At 62.1% G+C, this 15,797-nt stretch carries 19 protein-coding genes and 2 tRNA genes; 1 reads left to right on the top strand and 20 read right to left on the bottom strand.

Annotated features, from left to right (window positions below; all coding sequences use genetic code 11):
* Positions 1–460: 460 nt before the first annotated feature.
* The 7 genes from IEX97_RS09465 to IEX97_RS09435 form a co-directional block, all read right to left on the bottom strand.
* Positions 461–533: transfer RNA gene (locus IEX97_RS09465), tRNA-Phe, on the bottom strand.
* A 3-nt stretch (positions 534–536) separates the two neighbouring features.
* Positions 537–612: transfer RNA gene (locus IEX97_RS09460), tRNA-Met, on the bottom strand.
* A gap of 114 nt (positions 613–726) precedes the next feature.
* Complete coding sequence (locus tag IEX97_RS09455; RefSeq protein ID WP_188882606.1) at positions 727–1,356, bottom strand: hypothetical protein; 630 nt, start codon at positions 1,354–1,356, stop codon at positions 727–729.
* Positions 1,357–1,683: 327 nt separating this feature from the next.
* Positions 1,684–2,253 (bottom strand): manganese catalase family protein, encoded by a 570-nt coding sequence (locus tag IEX97_RS09450; RefSeq protein WP_188882605.1) that lies wholly within the window; start codon positions 2,251–2,253, stop codon positions 1,684–1,686.
* Positions 2,254–2,268: 15 nt separating this feature from the next.
* Positions 2,269–2,496, bottom strand: coding sequence for a spore coat protein CotJB (locus IEX97_RS09445; RefSeq protein WP_188882611.1), 228 nt, complete (start codon positions 2,494–2,496; stop codon positions 2,269–2,271).
* Positions 2,497–2,528: 32 nt separating this feature from the next.
* Complete coding sequence (locus IEX97_RS09440; RefSeq protein WP_188882604.1) at positions 2,529–2,747, bottom strand: spore coat associated protein CotJA; 219 nt, start codon at positions 2,745–2,747, stop codon at positions 2,529–2,531.
* Between the two features lie 153 nt (positions 2,748–2,900).
* Entirely contained in the window at positions 2,901–3,422 is a 522-nt protein-coding gene (locus IEX97_RS09435; RefSeq protein WP_188882609.1) for a divergent PAP2 family protein, read from the bottom strand.
* Between the two features lie 156 nt (positions 3,423–3,578).
* Between IEX97_RS09435 and IEX97_RS09430 the strand changes: the two genes are divergently transcribed.
* Positions 3,579–4,274 (top strand): DedA family protein, encoded by a 696-nt coding sequence (locus IEX97_RS09430; protein ID WP_188882603.1) that lies wholly within the window; start codon positions 3,579–3,581, stop codon positions 4,272–4,274.
* A 16-nt stretch (positions 4,275–4,290) separates the two neighbouring features.
* On the opposite strand, the gene IEX97_RS09425 is transcribed toward IEX97_RS09430, so the two are convergent.
* The 13 genes from IEX97_RS09425 to IEX97_RS09365 all read right to left on the bottom strand — a co-directional run bounded on the left by IEX97_RS09425 (position 4,291) and on the right by IEX97_RS09365 (position 15,753).
* On the bottom strand, positions 4,291–5,172 hold the full coding sequence (locus IEX97_RS09425; RefSeq protein WP_229776740.1) for a TrmH family RNA methyltransferase: 882 nt from the start codon (positions 5,170–5,172) through the stop codon (positions 4,291–4,293).
* Positions 5,173–5,218: 46 nt separating this feature from the next.
* Positions 5,219–5,578: a 50S ribosomal protein L20 gene (gene rplT / locus IEX97_RS09420; RefSeq protein WP_188882602.1), complete on the bottom strand. Its 360-nt coding sequence runs from the start codon at positions 5,576–5,578 to the stop codon at positions 5,219–5,221.
* Positions 5,579–5,608: 30 nt separating this feature from the next.
* Complete coding sequence (gene rpmI / locus IEX97_RS09415) at positions 5,609–5,809, bottom strand: 50S ribosomal protein L35 (RefSeq protein WP_188882601.1); 201 nt, start codon at positions 5,807–5,809, stop codon at positions 5,609–5,611.
* A 23-nt stretch (positions 5,810–5,832) separates the two neighbouring features.
* Positions 5,833–6,366, bottom strand: coding sequence for a translation initiation factor IF-3 (gene infC / locus IEX97_RS09410; protein ID WP_188882600.1), 534 nt, complete (start codon positions 6,364–6,366; stop codon positions 5,833–5,835).
* Between the two features lie 334 nt (positions 6,367–6,700).
* Positions 6,701–8,029 (bottom strand): hypothetical protein, encoded by a 1,329-nt coding sequence (locus IEX97_RS09405; RefSeq protein ID WP_229776738.1) that lies wholly within the window; start codon positions 8,027–8,029, stop codon positions 6,701–6,703.
* 4 nt (positions 8,030–8,033) lie between these two features.
* On the bottom strand, positions 8,034–8,801 hold the full coding sequence (locus IEX97_RS09400) for a hypothetical protein (RefSeq protein WP_188882598.1): 768 nt from the start codon (positions 8,799–8,801) through the stop codon (positions 8,034–8,036).
* Positions 8,802–8,820: 19 nt separating this feature from the next.
* Complete coding sequence (locus IEX97_RS09395) at positions 8,821–9,249, bottom strand: type IV pilus modification PilV family protein (protein ID WP_229776736.1); 429 nt, start codon at positions 9,247–9,249, stop codon at positions 8,821–8,823.
* Between the two features lie 76 nt (positions 9,250–9,325).
* On the bottom strand, positions 9,326–9,904 hold the full coding sequence (locus tag IEX97_RS09390; protein WP_188882595.1) for a hypothetical protein: 579 nt from the start codon (positions 9,902–9,904) through the stop codon (positions 9,326–9,328).
* Positions 9,905–9,918: 14 nt separating this feature from the next.
* Complete coding sequence (locus IEX97_RS09385) at positions 9,919–10,488, bottom strand: PilN domain-containing protein (RefSeq protein ID WP_188882594.1); 570 nt, start codon at positions 10,486–10,488, stop codon at positions 9,919–9,921.
* The gene (gene pilM, locus IEX97_RS09380) at positions 10,485–11,597 is read right to left on the bottom strand and encodes a type IV pilus biogenesis protein PilM (protein WP_229776744.1); all 1,113 of its coding nucleotides are present in this window, start codon (positions 11,595–11,597) and stop codon (positions 10,485–10,487) included. Before pilM ends, IEX97_RS09385 begins: the two co-directional genes overlap by 4 nt.
* 126 nt (positions 11,598–11,723) lie before the next feature.
* Entirely contained in the window at positions 11,724–12,386 is a 663-nt protein-coding gene (locus IEX97_RS09375; RefSeq protein WP_188882592.1) for a type II secretion system protein, read from the bottom strand.
* A 451-nt stretch (positions 12,387–12,837) separates the two neighbouring features.
* Positions 12,838–14,049, bottom strand: coding sequence for a type II secretion system F family protein (locus IEX97_RS09370; RefSeq protein WP_188882590.1), 1,212 nt, complete (start codon positions 14,047–14,049; stop codon positions 12,838–12,840).
* 21 nt (positions 14,050–14,070) lie between these two features.
* Positions 14,071–15,753: a GspE/PulE family protein gene (locus IEX97_RS09365; protein ID WP_308426199.1), complete on the bottom strand. Its 1,683-nt coding sequence runs from the start codon at positions 15,751–15,753 to the stop codon at positions 14,071–14,073.
* Positions 15,754–15,797 lie beyond the last annotated feature (44 nt).

The raw sequence follows: 15,797 nt of genomic DNA, 5'->3' as shown, positions 1-15,797 counted from the left end.
AGTTTTCAAGGAACCGCGCCCGTGCACCACCGCTGCCCGCGGCTGCCCGCCTCGGTCCCGGTGATGCCCGGTGTCTGCCGTCTCCCGCCGTCCCGGCGCGTCCCCGCGCGACGGCGGCACCGACTACCTTACCACAGCCGACCCGCCATGTGCAAGCGGAAGTTGCTGGCACACCGCCGCAACCGGCGGCTGACCTGCCACCACCCCGCGCGGGTGGCGGCGTTGAACAATATATCACCCCGCCGCCCGGGGCGTCAAGGGGGCGCCATCACCCTGCCATCCCGATGCCGTTTCGATGATGCCGTCTCGCATCTGCAACAAAACCACGGACAGGCACCTGCTCCTCGCAGATGCTCGTCCGTGGAACTGCAAGGAAAACGGTACGGGTACGGATAGGTAGGGTAGGGTGATGAGGGTACTTGGCAGGAAAACAGAAACTTGAAGAAAGAAGAGAAGAAAGTGGCTCGGGACGGAATCGAACCGCCGACACGAGGATTTTCAGTCCTCTGCTCTACCGACTGAGCTACCGAGCCGCTTGGTTGCGGGGGCAGGACTCGAACCTGCGACCTTCGGGTTATGAGCCCGACGAGCTGCCGACTGCTCCACCCCGCGCTGAAGGAAAAACACCAAATCGACCGGATCCCATCCGGGTCTACAGCGCTGCAACGACCTGCGGTGATAAGCATACCACGTGCGGCTCAGCTCATGCAAGAAGAAGGCACCAAGTCATTCGGCAGTTTCCGCGGCCCAAAGGGCAAACCGGATGGCAAGCTCACCATGCGGTCCGTTTTGCACCACGCCCGCTACTTCTTCAGTCCGTACACCCGCCAACCGGGCGAAGCGGGAACGAGGCGTCATCACAATGCCGGTGGTCCCCGCCAGCGGCGGAACATGCACCGCGTCGTCCGGGTGTTGGCGCAACCAAGCCGAAGCCTGGTCCCGAGCGTTCAGATCCACGAACATCCCTTGCTTCGCCAACTGTGCAAAGTCCTGCCGATCCGTCACCACCACGTCGACGTCATGCGCGGCCACCATTGCCATCAGTTTCATCACCGCCGCGTAGTTTTCAGGGTCCGTCAGACGGCCTGCCACCGGCAGACACTGCACCTCCACCGCCGCGCGCCGGCCCGGCGGGATCAACGCTGCCGTGGCGGCGCGCGAAAGCGGATCGGACGCGGTCGCCGGCACACTGCCGCTGATGACAAGCACGTTCAGCGCGGCAGGCACACGCGCCGTCACCGTCACCACGGTGTACACCACGCCGATGAGGATCATGAGGCCAATCAGGATGTGGTACTTGTAGTACATCCAGATGTATTCCACTTTCTCCCGAAACGTCAGATCCGCAAACGTCACCCTGCGCACGCTTCCTCACCCACACCTTGGCGCCGCCCGCTTGTCCCACCCCTCGGCAGGACGAACACCCGAGCGGCGCGCGCAACTTGCGCTCCGCTCCCCCGCGGCGTCCCGTTGTGCGTTGTGCCGAGTCCCGTCTTACCGAGTCCCGTCTTACATTGTAGCACGCCGGCACGCCGTCAGCAGACCTGATGGCCGCACCCCGGCATCCTCCGGACACACACTCCGCCATCCCTGCCTGCTGCCCGGCGCGCCGCCGCCAGATGTTCGCACCCGAAGACATCTGCCGAGGTTTCTCCGTACCCACACGATCTCCGTACCACACCCTCAGTACGGATGGCGGCTATCCTGGTGTTCTTTCAACATCTCCACCGCTTCCCGGAAGCGCAGGGCGTGCACCACCTCCCGCTCGCGCAGAAACTTCAAGCTGTCCTGAAGGTCCGGGTCGTCGGTCATGTCAATCAACCATTGGTACGTCGCCCGCGCCTTTTCTTCCGCGGCGATGTCCTCATACAAGTCCGCGATGGGGTCCCCCTTCGCCTGAATGTACGTCACGGTGAACGGGTTGCCAGCCGCGTTGTGGTAGAAGAGAGCGAAGCTGTGATCGGCGTAGTGATCGCCGAGCCCCGCTTCCCGCAGTTGTTCCGGAGTTGCATCCTTGGTCAGTTTGTAGACCATGGTCGCAATCATCTCGAGGTGCGCGAATTCCTCGGTGCCAATGTCGGTCAACAACCCGATGACTTTGTCGGGGATGGTGTAACGCTGGTTGAGGTAACGCAGCGCCGCAGCGAGCTCCCCGTCGGCGCCGCCGTACTGCTCGATGAGGTACTTGGCCATTTTTGGATCGCACTTGCTGACGCGGACCGGATACTGGAGTTTTTTTTCATAAATCCACACGGCGCATCCCCCCTTTCAGACCTGCCACGGCCAAGGGCCTTCCGCCCATGCCCACCGGTTGCCGGCCGGGCTGTTGCCGTACTCGTGCAGCGGGCCGAAGAGGGGCTCGAACTGCTGCATCAGCGCCTGCTTGCGCCGCTGAAACTGCTGAAACTGCGCCAGCGCTTGCGCATCGTCCGGGTGGGTGTCGAGGTAGAGCGTCAGCTCGACGAGGACAAAATCGATGGCCTGCATCTCTTGCATGAACTGGTAGTACTCGCGCGGAACCACCTTGCTCACGGCTGCGCCCCCCTCCCCGCTGTGTCGTACGGGCTGTACAAGTCAGGCCACAACGTTCCGCGCCGCAGCGCCTCACGCGGCGCGAACTGGCGCAATCCCCGCGGCTGGGTTTGGATGAACTGGTTGGGGGGGACGATGTACGCCCTTTGTTCCCGCGGCGGACACGGGTCGAACGGGCTGCGCCACGGTGTGTAGGTGCGCCATTGTGCATCCATCGGCGACGCCTCCTTTCCGGCGGACGGCCGTCCGGCCAGCCATCGGCCGCCCATCGCCACCATGGATATGCGCCAATCCGAGGTTCCAGAAGCAGACAGGCCCTGGCGATCGCGCTGCAGCGCGCTGCCAGGGCCGAGTTCATCGCTTCCGCTTCAGTGAATGGCGAGTGCGACCAGCACGCCGACAAGACAGCCGCCCAAGACCTCGACGGGCTTGTGGCCCAGGTGCTCGTCGAGCACCGGCCAGTCCACCAGCCACCACGGCGCATCCACCACGTGCAGCGGGCGGATCCCGCGGGCAATTTGCTCACCGTGATCGCCGGCGTCCACCGTGCGTCCTGACGGTGCGTGGCGGCGCAAGCCCCGCAGCAGTCGGTTGAGCACCGCCGCCTGCCGGCCGGTTTGCCAACGCACGCCGGCCGCGTCGTACATGACGATGAGCGCGATGAAGATGGCGAGCGCCAACACAGGATTGCGGCCGCCTTCGTGCAACCACAACTCGGTCACCAGGGCGACTACCAACGCGGTGTGGGAGCTGGGCATACCGCCCGCGCGCCGCATCCGCTGCCAATCCCATCGCCTAAGCCGCGCCATGATGATGAGCGGCTTGAGGGCTTGGGCCACCACCATGGCGATGAGCGGACCCAGCCACATCGCATACGATTGCGGTACCATGCGTAGCACCTCAGCCACCTTCCTGCTACAATGAAACCGACGCGACGCCGACACGCGCCGCAACTTGCGCGTCACGCCGCAGCTTGCGCGTCATACGATGCAAGCACGTGCCACCGCCGTGCGACACGGAAAGCAAAGGAGCCAGCGCCCAATCCGATGCACTCGTACATCGCTCATATTCTGCAGACGTATGGATACTTCGGCCTGTTTGTGGCCCTCGCCCTTGAATACGTGTTCGTCCCGGTGCCAGGAGAGACGACGCTGACGACCATCGGAATTCTCTACCAGAGCAAGGCGTACCACCTGAACCTTACCCTGCTCATCCTCTCCACCACGCTCGGCGCGTACCTCGGCAGCACCTTGGCGTACACCATCGGCCGCATGCTCGGACGGCCGTTCCTCGAACGCTACGGCCGGTACGTCGGGCTGACCCCGGCGCGCATCGATCGCGCCGAGCACTTGTTCCGCCGCTACACCATCCCGACCTTGGTCGTTTCCCGCTACATCGCCGGCGTTCGCATCCTCGTTCCGTATGTGGCCGGCATCAACCGGGTGCGCCTCGCCGTCTACCTGCCGGTGATGCTCATCGCCAACGGACTGTGGACCACCACGTTCATCCTGGCCGGGCGCGTGATTGAACGGGCGTGGCATCACTTCATCCACCATTGGCGGCACGACCTGATCCCGGCCATCCTCATCACGGCGGCGTTTGTCATCGCCTACCTCTATTTCCACCGCTGGCTGAAGCGCAAGACGGAAGGCGAGCCAGCCGCAGCGGAGAAAGATCCGACTGAGCGCGTTCCCCCCGCGCACGAGGAGGAGGCACCGGCGGCAAAAGACCAACAATCGTGATCCCGCCGCGGAAGCGTTACACCTCGCCCCGCGTGAGGCGCTGCCGCTGCGCTTCGTATAACACAATCGCCCCCGCCATCGCCGCATTCAGGCTCTCCGCCCGCCCGGACATCGGGATGCGCACCCGTGCCGTCGCCAGCCGTTCCACCTCGGGATGGACCCCGGACGCCTCGCCGCCGACGACCACGAGAAACGGCGTCGCCCACGTCCACGCGGCGCAGTCCACAGGCGCCGCCGCATCGGTGACGACCACCGCCCCGCCCGGATGCGCACGCCGCCACGCCTCCACGTACGCCACACTATCCGCAACGCGCGCCGGCAAGTGGAACAACCCGCCCATCGCAGCACGGACCACCTTGGGTGAAAACGGATCGGCCGTCCCGGTGCCGCAGCAGACTTCGTCCACGCCGAACGCCTCGGCGGCCCGGATGAGTGTGCCCACGTTGCCCGGGTCCTGCACCCCGTCGAGCAAGAGGGCCGTCCGGACAGCACTTGCCCCGGCGGCGCCGGCACCCACCCCGGCAGCTTCACGGTCCTGCCGCATCCGCAGGGTATCCGGGTCGGGAATGCGCGCCACTGCGAGGATGCCCTGGCTGGTCACGGTGTCGGCCACGGCGGCAAACGCCGCCGGCGCGAGCGCAAACGCCGGAATGCCCGCCGCTTCCGCCTGCGCGATGAGATCCGGCGCCGGGTCCGGCCCGCCCGCATGCCAAAGCAGTGCCGTCACCTCGATGGGCGATGCCAGCGCCGCGCGCACCAGCCGCCGTCCTTCTATGAGAAACTCTCCCGACGCCTCGCGGCCCTTGCGGGTTTTCAGATCCGCCCACCGTTTGACGCGCGGATTGCGCGGCGATTCGAGGAACATCACGGCGTGCACGCCCTCCTTCACCTGCCGCATGGAACAAAAATCCCGGTCGGACGACCGGGATGGTTCGCCAGCATGGTCATGCCTCGAGACGTGCCTTCGCCACGTTCACGAGTTCCGCGAACGCCTGGCTGTCGCGCACCGCAAGATCAGCCAACATCTTGCGGTTGACCTCCACGCCCGCAAGCTTCAACCCGTGCATCAACCGGCTGTACGACAGACCGTTGCTGCGCGCCGCCGCGTTGATGCGCTGAATCCACAGCCGGCGAAAATCACGCTTGCGCGCCCGGCGATCCCGGTACGCGTACATCCACGACTTCCAGACCTGCTGTTTGGCCGTGCGGTACAACGTGTGCTTGGAACCGAAATATCCGCGCGCCAGCTTCAAGATCTTTTTATGGCGTCGGCGCGTCACCACGCCGCCTTTCACCCGTGCCATGGCAAAACGTCCTCCCTCTCTGTCTCACATTCACCGCATGTAACTCACAAGGCGCTTGATCCGCCGGAAGTCGCTGTGGGACACGAGCGTGGTCCCGCTCAAACGGCGCAGCCGTTTTGCCGACTTCTTGACCGCTTTATGATACGCGAACGCCTGTGTCCGCTTCAGTTTGCCGGAAGCCGTCCATTTGACCCGCTTCGACAAGCCGCTGTGCGTCTTCATCTTCGGCATTTCGTCATCCTCCGTTCCTGTCGTCAGCCGTTGTTCGACGGCTTCGGTGCCAAGATCATGATCATGCTCCGGCCTTCCAACCTGGGCATGCGCTCAATCACGCCGTGATCGGCCACGCCTTGCGCCAAGCGCATCAGCACCTGCTGGCCGATGTTGGCATGCGTGATCTCGCGGCCGCGGAAACGCACCGACACCTTGACCTTATCGCCGTCCTCGAGAAACTTGACCACGTTGCGCAGCTTGACCTGAAAGTCGTGCTCCTCGATGTTCGGCGTCATCCGAATCTCCTTGAGCAGCACGACCTTCTGGTTCTTGCGCGCCTCGCGCTCCTTCTTGGACTGCTCATACTTAAACTTGCCATAGTCCATGATCCGGCATACCGGCGGCTTGGCCGTCGGTGCCACGTTCACCAGATCCAGGTTCTTTTCCTCCGCGATGCGGCGCGCATCCCGCAGCGGCATGATGCCCAATTGGGTGCCGTCGACGTCAATGACCCGGACTTCCCGCGCCCGAATCTGGTCATTGACCTGGAAGTCTTCTTTGCTAATACGTTTCACCTCCAGAGTGTCCGCTCGCGCCTTCGCCAGCGGTGCAGCGCCGGCGGAAGAAGCCCCCCGTGTTGTCCGCGCGTCCTTCCCCGGCGCCCAACCTTCGTGAAAATCTGACCAAACACGGCCAGGCGCGGACGAAACACCCGCGCCTCCCAAGACGTATCCGTGCACTGAACAACATACTTCACGCGCACAGGAGAGACCCGCCAGCCCAAGCCGGCCAGGTGAGAAGCGCAGAGCTTCTGCTTCGAAACAGACACACGATGTCGTTGTCTTCCGCCGTTGAACGCGCCAAGTCGTTCAAACGCCACCATCATTGTATGGGGCAGCCACCGCCGTGTCAACCGGAGATGGAAGTATCCCCGAAGGACACTTGCACTTCGCCATTGTTCCCAGATCCGGCCGCAGAGGTAACCAGTGTGACGTCACCAAAGCAAGTATTCCCAAGCGACAATGATTGTCCGTTGTAATCGCTCACCGTGCCGTTCACCCGGCTGTACGACAGGTTATTCCCGTTCTTGATCACGTTCCCGTTGATGTTGCCGCCCACCATCTCATTGCTGCCGAGTACCAGGATGGCGTACGGAGATCTCCCGTTGATGCCGCCCGTGATGTTCAAACCGCTTCCTGTTACCAGCACGCTCCCATTGACTTGACCTTGAACGGTGCATTGATTCCCAACCACAATCAAATCTCCGTTGACATTCCCTTGGATGGTCACTTGGTTCCCTGTGACGAGCGCACACTGTACGTTTCCGTTGACCGTGATCCCGTTGCCCATAAGCAACGCCGGACCGTTCACGTTATCCAACGTGACATTCGAACCTGTGACGATGGCGGCGCCGTTAATCGGTTGGGTCACCTGCACGTTGCTGCCGGTGATGATGGCCGAACCGTTGATGGGGCCTTTTTGCACCACGCCATTTCCCGAAATCCACGCCATCCCGTTGATAGGATCCTTGTTGGAAGAGGTGATCTGCTGCGGCGGCGGACTGAACCCGGTCACGCTGGCGCTTGAACCATTGACCGTGACGGTACCGCTGCCGCTCCCGGTATATTGGACCGGCACCGTCCCTGTGCCGGTGACGGACAGATTTCCAATGTTGGCTCCGAGCGAACCGCTACTCGAAATGGTGACCCCCGATACGGTTGACCCTCCGCCCCCCGCTCCGCCACCGGTACCACCGGCAGGAAGGCGCAAGATGAGGGCCATTTGCACCTGCACGCTGTGCCGCTCGCCGAACACACCCGCCTGTTCCGAAGTCCCGGTGCTCAAAATCGTCAATTGAATCGACGAGTTTCCTTGCGCGTCCTGTAAAGGTCCGGTGTTGTACACGACACTTGCGTAAAAAGGACTCTGCAACGCCTGAAGTTCACTTGTCACCTGGGATGCCAATTGCGCCGCCGTTCCGCTCGACGTGAACGCCGCATTCGTCACATCCTGTTTCAACAACTCGACCGCCGCATCGATCCCCATGCGGGCGTTATACAGCGCTTGCGTCTGCAGTTGTTCATAGGTCACCGCCTGCCAGGCACGCTGCAACGCGGTGAGGATGCCCGCCGTGAGCATTGCCGCCGTCAGGCTCACCGCCAACGCCAGCAGAAACGATGCTCCGTCCTCTCGACATACCTCTCCACGTACAAATCGCAACACCTTTCGAACCCTCATGGCATCAGTACCCTTTCTTGCCGATGACAAACGAGAACGTCAGCGTGCCGAGGCTGTTTTGCGGTGTGGGGTTGACATACGCGCCCGTTCTCCCTACCTGCCGCTGCAACACCACCTGAAACGAACCATCCGCGTTCACCTGAAAAACGGATTGAGAGAAATCGGTTCCCGTATCTGGGATCGGCACGAGATCAGGCGGGAGGACCGGAGGATTGGCATCTGGATTGTACGGTTCTCCGCCAGGAAACAGTGCAAAGACGTGCATTCCATTCCATGGCACCACCGCCACGCAGACGAAATCGCCCGCCTGCACCGCGCTGTATACTGCGGAACTTTCCGGCACAATCCCTTGCAGCGAAGAGACGCGCAATGCCAACACTTTGAACTGACCTGTCACGTTGGTTTGGAATCCAGCACCAGAAGCAGAAGAAAGCGGCTGCGTCCCGACCGCGATCGCGTTTTGCGCGAGTCGCTCCAGCTGCCAGTACACCATCGAGGTATCGGACACTTGCGTGGAACCTGCTCCAATCATGATGTACAGACCGGTCACCGTGTTCATAAGATAACCGAGGGCGATCATGGCGAGCGCTGAAACCGCGGTGGCCGCCATGACTTCCATCAGCGACAATCCACGTTCGCGTGTACGCACATGTTGCGAGACACCGGACGGTCGCCAAAAGACCCGTTGCTTCCAGGCGTGCCATGTATTGCGAGTGTTTTGCCATGCTCTCCATGCCTGCAAACGACCTGAACATGCACGCGTTCGCCGCATTCGCCGCCCTTCCTTCGCTTCATCCGCTGCTCACGGTGGGGTCAATGACCGTTTGGAGGACGACACTGCCTTGCCGGCCTGTGTTCGGCTGATGCCAAGAAACGGTGACCGTCCAGGCGTAAAGCTTGCCGTCGAGCTTGCTCGAGCCCCATGTCATGGCATTCGGCCCGGAGATGGTCTCGGTGAAGATCACCCCGCGCAACGAAGGCAATGCAGGCGGCGTCACGGATGGCGGTGTCCACGGAACATTTTGCTGACCAGCGTTCTTATAGGTCTGATAGGAAGACCATACCTGTTGCCGCACCAACTGAACCCCATCCTTCGCATACGCCAAGGCTTGTTCCTGGTTGGCCAGGTCTTCCATCCATGCGATGGACTGCAGCACAAGTCGTCCGACCGGCATCAGCGTGACCGCCAGGATGACGATGGAGGCCATCACTTCCAACAACGTCTCGCCTCGGACGCAGACCTTGCGTGGACGCACAGATAGATGTGTCAGAACGGGTTCTCTCTTCATCAGGTGTTCATGGTCCCGCTGTATACACATCGTACACCACCTGGGCAGAGGAAGAACCATGCGGATCGTAGACTTCCCAGTTCACCTGTTCGACCGTGGTCAGACGCGGATACGTGCTGAGCGCCCGAATGAAAGCGAGAATCCGCGTTACCGGCCCAGCCACCGTCACCGTCACCGGATAAGCAGCAATCCCGGATGTGCCGTTGGTCACAACATCGCTTTCCCCTGTGTTTCCTGCTTGCTGTAACGGTTCCGGGGTGAATTGAAACGAAGTGACCGTAACCCCCGCCTGTTTGGCCACCGCTGCCTGCTCCATCAAGATGGATGCAATATCCAAACTCGGCGGCAAGATGGCATCCAACTTCTTCCCGGCTGCTTCCTGCGTCCAAGCGGCTTGGTTGCGTAGCGCAGCCTCCGCCTGCTGGATCTGCAACGCCTGCGCCTGCACCTGCTCCCGCAACGAGCGGAGCTGGCCACGGGATTGCACATCAAGGCCGTACAGCGCGCCCGCAATAGCCAAAAGCACCACCATGGCAGTGATTTCCCATTTGTACGTTCGCCATTGCATCTTCCCAATATCAAACATCCAACTTCATCCGCCTATTCGCCAGCTGCGCCAAGCGTACGTGGTGCACGCGCTGCCATTGTGATTGAGAACGAGACGGAAACGCCTGAGAAGTTTCCGTTTCCTGCGGCTGCCTGGCCCACGGCCGTGACGGCATGGATGACGACCTGATGAAATACGGATGAATCCTGCAGCTTGCGCACCAACGCCGCAGCATCCGCCAAATCGCGCACCGCCACCTCTCCATCGAGCGTACCTGAACGGTATTGCAGGCGTGTCACCCGGGCACTGGCCGGCAGGCGCTGGACCAAAGCTGACAAGACAGGTGATGGGTCCTCCATGCGGTCACGGATCGTTTGGATGGCTTGCCAGCGCTGGGCGGCACGTTCTGCACCCTGAAACTGGGCAAGCCGCGCTTGCAGATGGGTCAACGCGAGCGCTTGTTCGTCGCGAGCCATCCGCTCTGCCGCCAGCATCTGGCGCTGATCCCACCAATCGACGGCCAGTCCAACGCACGCAGCAGAGGATGCGGCGAGGAGAAGCGTAAATACCCACACCCGCACGCGCACCAACGGCGGCGCGGGCGGCAACAGGTTGATCCTCACCGCTTCACCCCCATCACCAAACCAATCAACGGTGCCAAGCGATGCCGGACGAGCCAATCCGGTGCTTCACGGAAAGATTCGTTCTGAAACCTGGCGACGCTCCGCCTCGTATCGCCCTCCTGCCATTGCACATCCACCACAGCAGGCGCCACGTCCACCGTCAACCGCTCACGTAAAGCGGCAATAACCTCCGGCAAACGGCCTGTTTGATCCAGGACCGTCACGCGGCTGACTTCTTGATTGGAGGCAAGGGCGTGGCGGGCGGCGAACGTCAACGAGCGTTCCACCTCGTCGACCACCTGTTCGACCCAAGCAGAAGCAAATCCTGCTTCCAGTTGTGCGGAGGATTGCTCCATTTCCCTGCCAGAACCCGCAACATTCGTGACAAACGGTTGGGAAGGCCACAGCAGACTCAGTTCCTCCATGCTGGACCCAACCGGAGCAAGGTTGTGATCCTGAGCCACACTGACATGGCGCAGAAACACCATGTCCTTCCCCAGGAGCAAGGCAAAATCGAGCCCGTCTTCCATCAAATGCACCAGGGCATGGACGTGAGTTGCACCGGGATCGGCCGCGGCCGGATAGGACATCGCGTCAACCGTTTCGTTCCACTCCACCGCGCGCGCCACCGCCAGGATGGATGGTTCCACAGCCACGGGATGGAGCCCGCAGGCGGTCGCAAGTTCAACCCAAGGCATGACGACGCTACGGCTGGCCGCGACAAGGACGATTTCCACTTCTTGTTCATTCAGACCATTTTGAATCACTGAGAAATCGTAGAGAGGATCGGCGATGGGCAAACTGAGCCGGTGTTCCACTTCATGCTGAACCGCGATGCGTAAGCCGCGATGCGGCATGTTTGGTAAACGAAATCGCCGCACCAACACCGATTCACCAGGAATCCCGATGGCGACGCGCCTTCCGCGCCAATGATTTCGTTTCACCGTCTTCCGCAAACCGTGTAAAAACACTTGGATTTCGGAAGACACTTGAACTCCTCGGAACAACCAAGGCTCTTTCTCTATAGGAGAAACCTGTTCGAAGCAGCGTATCACCGGTTGCCGTTGACGTACGTCCACTTCTGCAAACTTTAAGACAGGGCCAACCATGCACGCAAGCGGAAGATCAAATCTCCGCAAGACAGGGATGTGGAACTTCAACCAATTCACTCCTGTAAAAAGCATGGAAAAGAGGAGCCTTCACGACTCCTCCTTCTTCCACATTAATATTCAAGATTAATTATAACTGAAAGACGGCAGGTTATTCGAAGCCAACAATGCTGTCAAATTACCATTGACACCTGTTCCACTATACGATGCGGGCGGACCAGGTGAATACGTGACCTCCGTCGGCTGTTGTCCTATAGACTGATTTCCATTCATGCCGCCAGCAGCAACAAGGAATTTTGAGTTGTTCGTCGTATCCAAACTGCCACTCGGAGTAACCGGCGTGTTCCCTTCGCCTGCCACCAAAATATAGTACTTCTTGTTACTTCCGACTGCATAATAAATATAGTTACCCCAACTATCCAAATACGGTTTGCTCTGTTGCATATACGGCCCATTCCAGTTATTCACGTTACCCGGTGATGTAGTTAAATCATTTAAAGAACTTGGATATTTTCCGACATCAAAGTAATAATGTTCGATTGCCCCTTGCAACGTCCCCAGGGTGGACAAAGTTGCACTTTTTTTGGACTGATCGACCGCATTCGACACCACCGGCACAGCAATTGCCGCGATGACGGCCAGAATCACCACCACGGCCAAAAGTTCAATGAGTGTCAAACCTTCCTGGCGCTTCTGCGCAAGTGCGGCGCGCACGCGCTGCAATTGGATCGCCACGCTTGGTTCCTCCTCCTTCTTTCTTTCTTCATCAGCATGCTTGCGTTGCTCCACCCACCAGCATGCTTGCGTTGCTCCACGTACAGTGGATGCTCGGTCCGTTGCAAGCTCATCCTCCGCCGTGCCGCTTGCTACCCCCTCATCCTCGTCGTCATCCAGTGCAGTGGTCGCCCTTGTTGTGCAGGACGCCCGTCCGCCGCGCCGGCTACCTGTGCACCGCCATCCTTGGATAGTTTTGGAAAGCGCATCGACCCGTTCCCCCGTTGGAAAACCGATGGGATGGATGTACCTATGTATCGCGATGCACGCCGATCCGCTTTCCCCACCCGCAACCCAGGCACGCTGCGGCGACGCCCGTATCTCATCCTTAAAAATTAGCATACTGGGGACGGATCGAACTGACAAGAGGATCATGCGGGGTTTTTTAGAAGGGATGTTGTTTTTGTCTCTCCCATCCTGCCCGTCCGTGCCACAAGGCGACTGGAACCGGCCTGTGACCTGCCCATCAATGCAACGCCTGCAGCAGCCGGAAGGACGGCAGAATCACGGAGAGGACGATGGTCCCGACAATCACGGCCAATACCACAATCATCACGGGCTCCAGCACCTGCTTCAGCCGGTCGGCGTACGCCTCCGCCTCCTGTTCATAAAAGCCGGCCAGTCGCTCGAGCACAAAATCGAGTTCACCCGTCTGTTCCCCAATCGCCACCATCTCCGCCACCAGCGGCGGGATGAGCCGGTTTTGCCGCAACGCTTCCGACAAGGTGCCGCCCGCCTCCAGGCTGGCGGTCGCGGCCCGCAGCGTCTCCGACACCACCGCGTCGTCCACCACCTCCGCCGTCAACCGCAAGGTCTGCGCCAACGGCACCGCGCTCGCGATGAGGGAGCCGAGCGTCCGCGCCATCTGGGCCATGACCGCCGTCTGCCGCATGCGCCCAAAGAGCGGCAACCGAAAACGGGCCTGGTCGAACACCCGCCGGTACCCCGGTTTCCGCCGCGCCCAACGGTGGAGCGCGAACAAAAGCGCGATGGCGAGGATCACGCCCCACCACCCGGCGCGAAGCAAACGACTCAACCCCATCACCAACCGCGTCGGCAGGGGCAATTCAACTCGGTACGCCGCGAACATGGCGACGAACGTCGGCACGATGCGCACCAACAGGAACACGGTGACCGCGGCGGCGACGATGCCGACGATGGCCGGATAGGTGAGCGCAGACTTGACTTTCTCCCGCGTCTGGTGGCTGCGCTCAAAATGCAGCGCCAACCGCTCCAGGGCAATATCGAGGGTGCCGCCCGCCTCCCCGGCGCGCACCATGCTGATGAACACCGGCGGGAAGACCGACGGGTGCTCCGCGGTGGCCTGCGACAGAGACCAGCCTTCCCGGATGCGCGCCGCCACCTGTTCAAGCGCCCGCCGCAGCGGTTTCGACTGCGTCTGCGCCACCAGGATCTGCACCCCGTCGAGCAGCGTCACTCCGGCGCGCACCAAGGTGGCGAACTGCCGGCAGAAGACCGCGAAGTCCCGCAGCTTGACGCGCTGACCCAGCGTGATCTCCTTCCGCCACCAGGCCGCTTGCTCACTCGGTTGCACCTCGAGCACATACCAGCCGCTGCGGCGGAAAAAGCTCAAGACCTCTTCGATATCGGACGCCACCATCCGCCCGCGCCGCCGGCGGCCGTTCCCATCCAGCACCGTATACCGAAACTCCGGCACCGCCGTACACCCTTTCCCGCGTCAATCCACCCAAGCCACGCGCTTGACCTCGGCGAGGCTGGTGAGTCCAGCCGCCGCCTTTGCGATGGCATCCTGCAAGAGCGGCCTCATGCCGGCCGCGACGGCGTATGCCCGCAGATCCTCCTCCGGCGCGCCGCGGGCGATGCGCCGCCGCAGTTCCTCGTCCACCCGCAGCACCTCCTGCACCGCGATCCGCCCGTAGTACCCCGTTCCGGCGCACGCCGCACAGCCGCGTCCCGTCACAAAGCCCGCCTGCCATCCATTCTCCGCACGCCACGCACCGTATGCAGCCAGCCACGCCGCTTCCTCGCCGGTCGGCTCGTACGCCGCCTTGCACTCCGGGCACACTTTGCGCACCAACCGTTGCGCGATGACCCCGGTGACCGCCGAAGCCACGAGGTATGGCTCCACCCCCATGTCGACCAGCCGCGTCACCGTCTGTACCGCGCTCGAGGTATGCAAGGTGGAGAGCACCAGGTGCCCCGTCAGCGCCGCCCGGATGGCGATCTCCGCCGTCTCCGCATCGCGGATCTCGCCCACCATCACGATGTCCGGGTCCTGGCGCAGGATGGCTCTCAGTCCGGCGGAAAACGTCAGACCCGTCGCCGGGTTGACCGCCACCTGGTTCACCCCGGGCAACTGATACTCCACCGGGTCTTCGATGGTGATGACGTTCACCTCGGACCGGTTGCACGCGGCGAGCGCCGCGTACAGGGTGGACGTCTTGCCGCTGCCCGTCGGACCGCTCACCAGCACCATCCCGTGCGATCGCGCCAGCATCTCGCGCACCAAGCGCAAATTTTCCTGGGAAAACTGGAGTTGGTCGAGGGAGAACAGCCCCTGTGCGGCGTCGAACAGCCGCAGGACCACCTTCTCCCCGTGCAGCGTCGGCAACGTCGAGACGCGCACGTCGACGTCCCGGTTTTCCACGCGGATGCGGAACCGCCCGTCCTGCGGCAGCCGCCGCTCCGCCACGTCGAGCTCGGCCATCACCTTGATCCGCGCCACGACCATCGGCTGCAGCTGCTTGGGGATGAGCTGATCCGGCCGCATCACCCCGTCCACGCGGATCCGCACCTGCAGGCCGCGCGGATCGGGATCGAAGTGCAGGTCGCTCGCCCGGGCCAGCACCGCCTGCGTCACAATCCGGTTCACCAGGCGCACCACCGGCGACGACTCATCGACGAGTTCGGTCGCCACCTCGTCCCGTTCGGCAGAAGCGGACGCAGCGCGCTGGGCCTCGTCCATCGGCGCGCGCGTGCCGTAGCTGCGTTCAATGGCCGCCCGCAGCTCATCCTTCGCCGCCATCACCGGCTGGACATGGAGGCCGGTGGCCAGGCGTACGTCGTCCATGGCGAAGTAATCGAGCGGATCGGCCATGGCGAGGACAAGCCGGTTCCCTTCCCGGCGCAAGGGCAGGACTTGATGGCGCCGCACCAGCGGCTCCGGCACCAGGCTCGTCACCGCCGGGTCCGGCTTGTATCCCGCAAGCCGCACCCGCGGGATCCCCAGTTGCTGTTCGAGAACATCCATCAACTGGCTTTCCGAGATGACGCCGAGCCGGACCAGGATGTCGCCCAGCCGTTCCCGCGTCTGCTTCTGGATGTCGAGTGCCCGCTGCAACTGCTCCGGCGAAACAAGGCCCGCTTCCTCCAGAAGATCCCCGATCCGCTTCCTGGCCAACCCGTCCTCCCTCCCCGCGCAGCCCTGGTGCATCCCTTCGCCAG

This window comes from Paenalicyclobacillus cellulosilyticus (genome assembly GCF_014647315.1).
In the GTDB taxonomy this organism is placed as follows: domain Bacteria; phylum Bacillota; class Bacilli; order Alicyclobacillales; family Alicyclobacillaceae; genus Alicyclobacillus_J; species Alicyclobacillus_J cellulosilyticus.
This window is presented reverse-complemented; position numbering and strand designations above follow the sequence as displayed.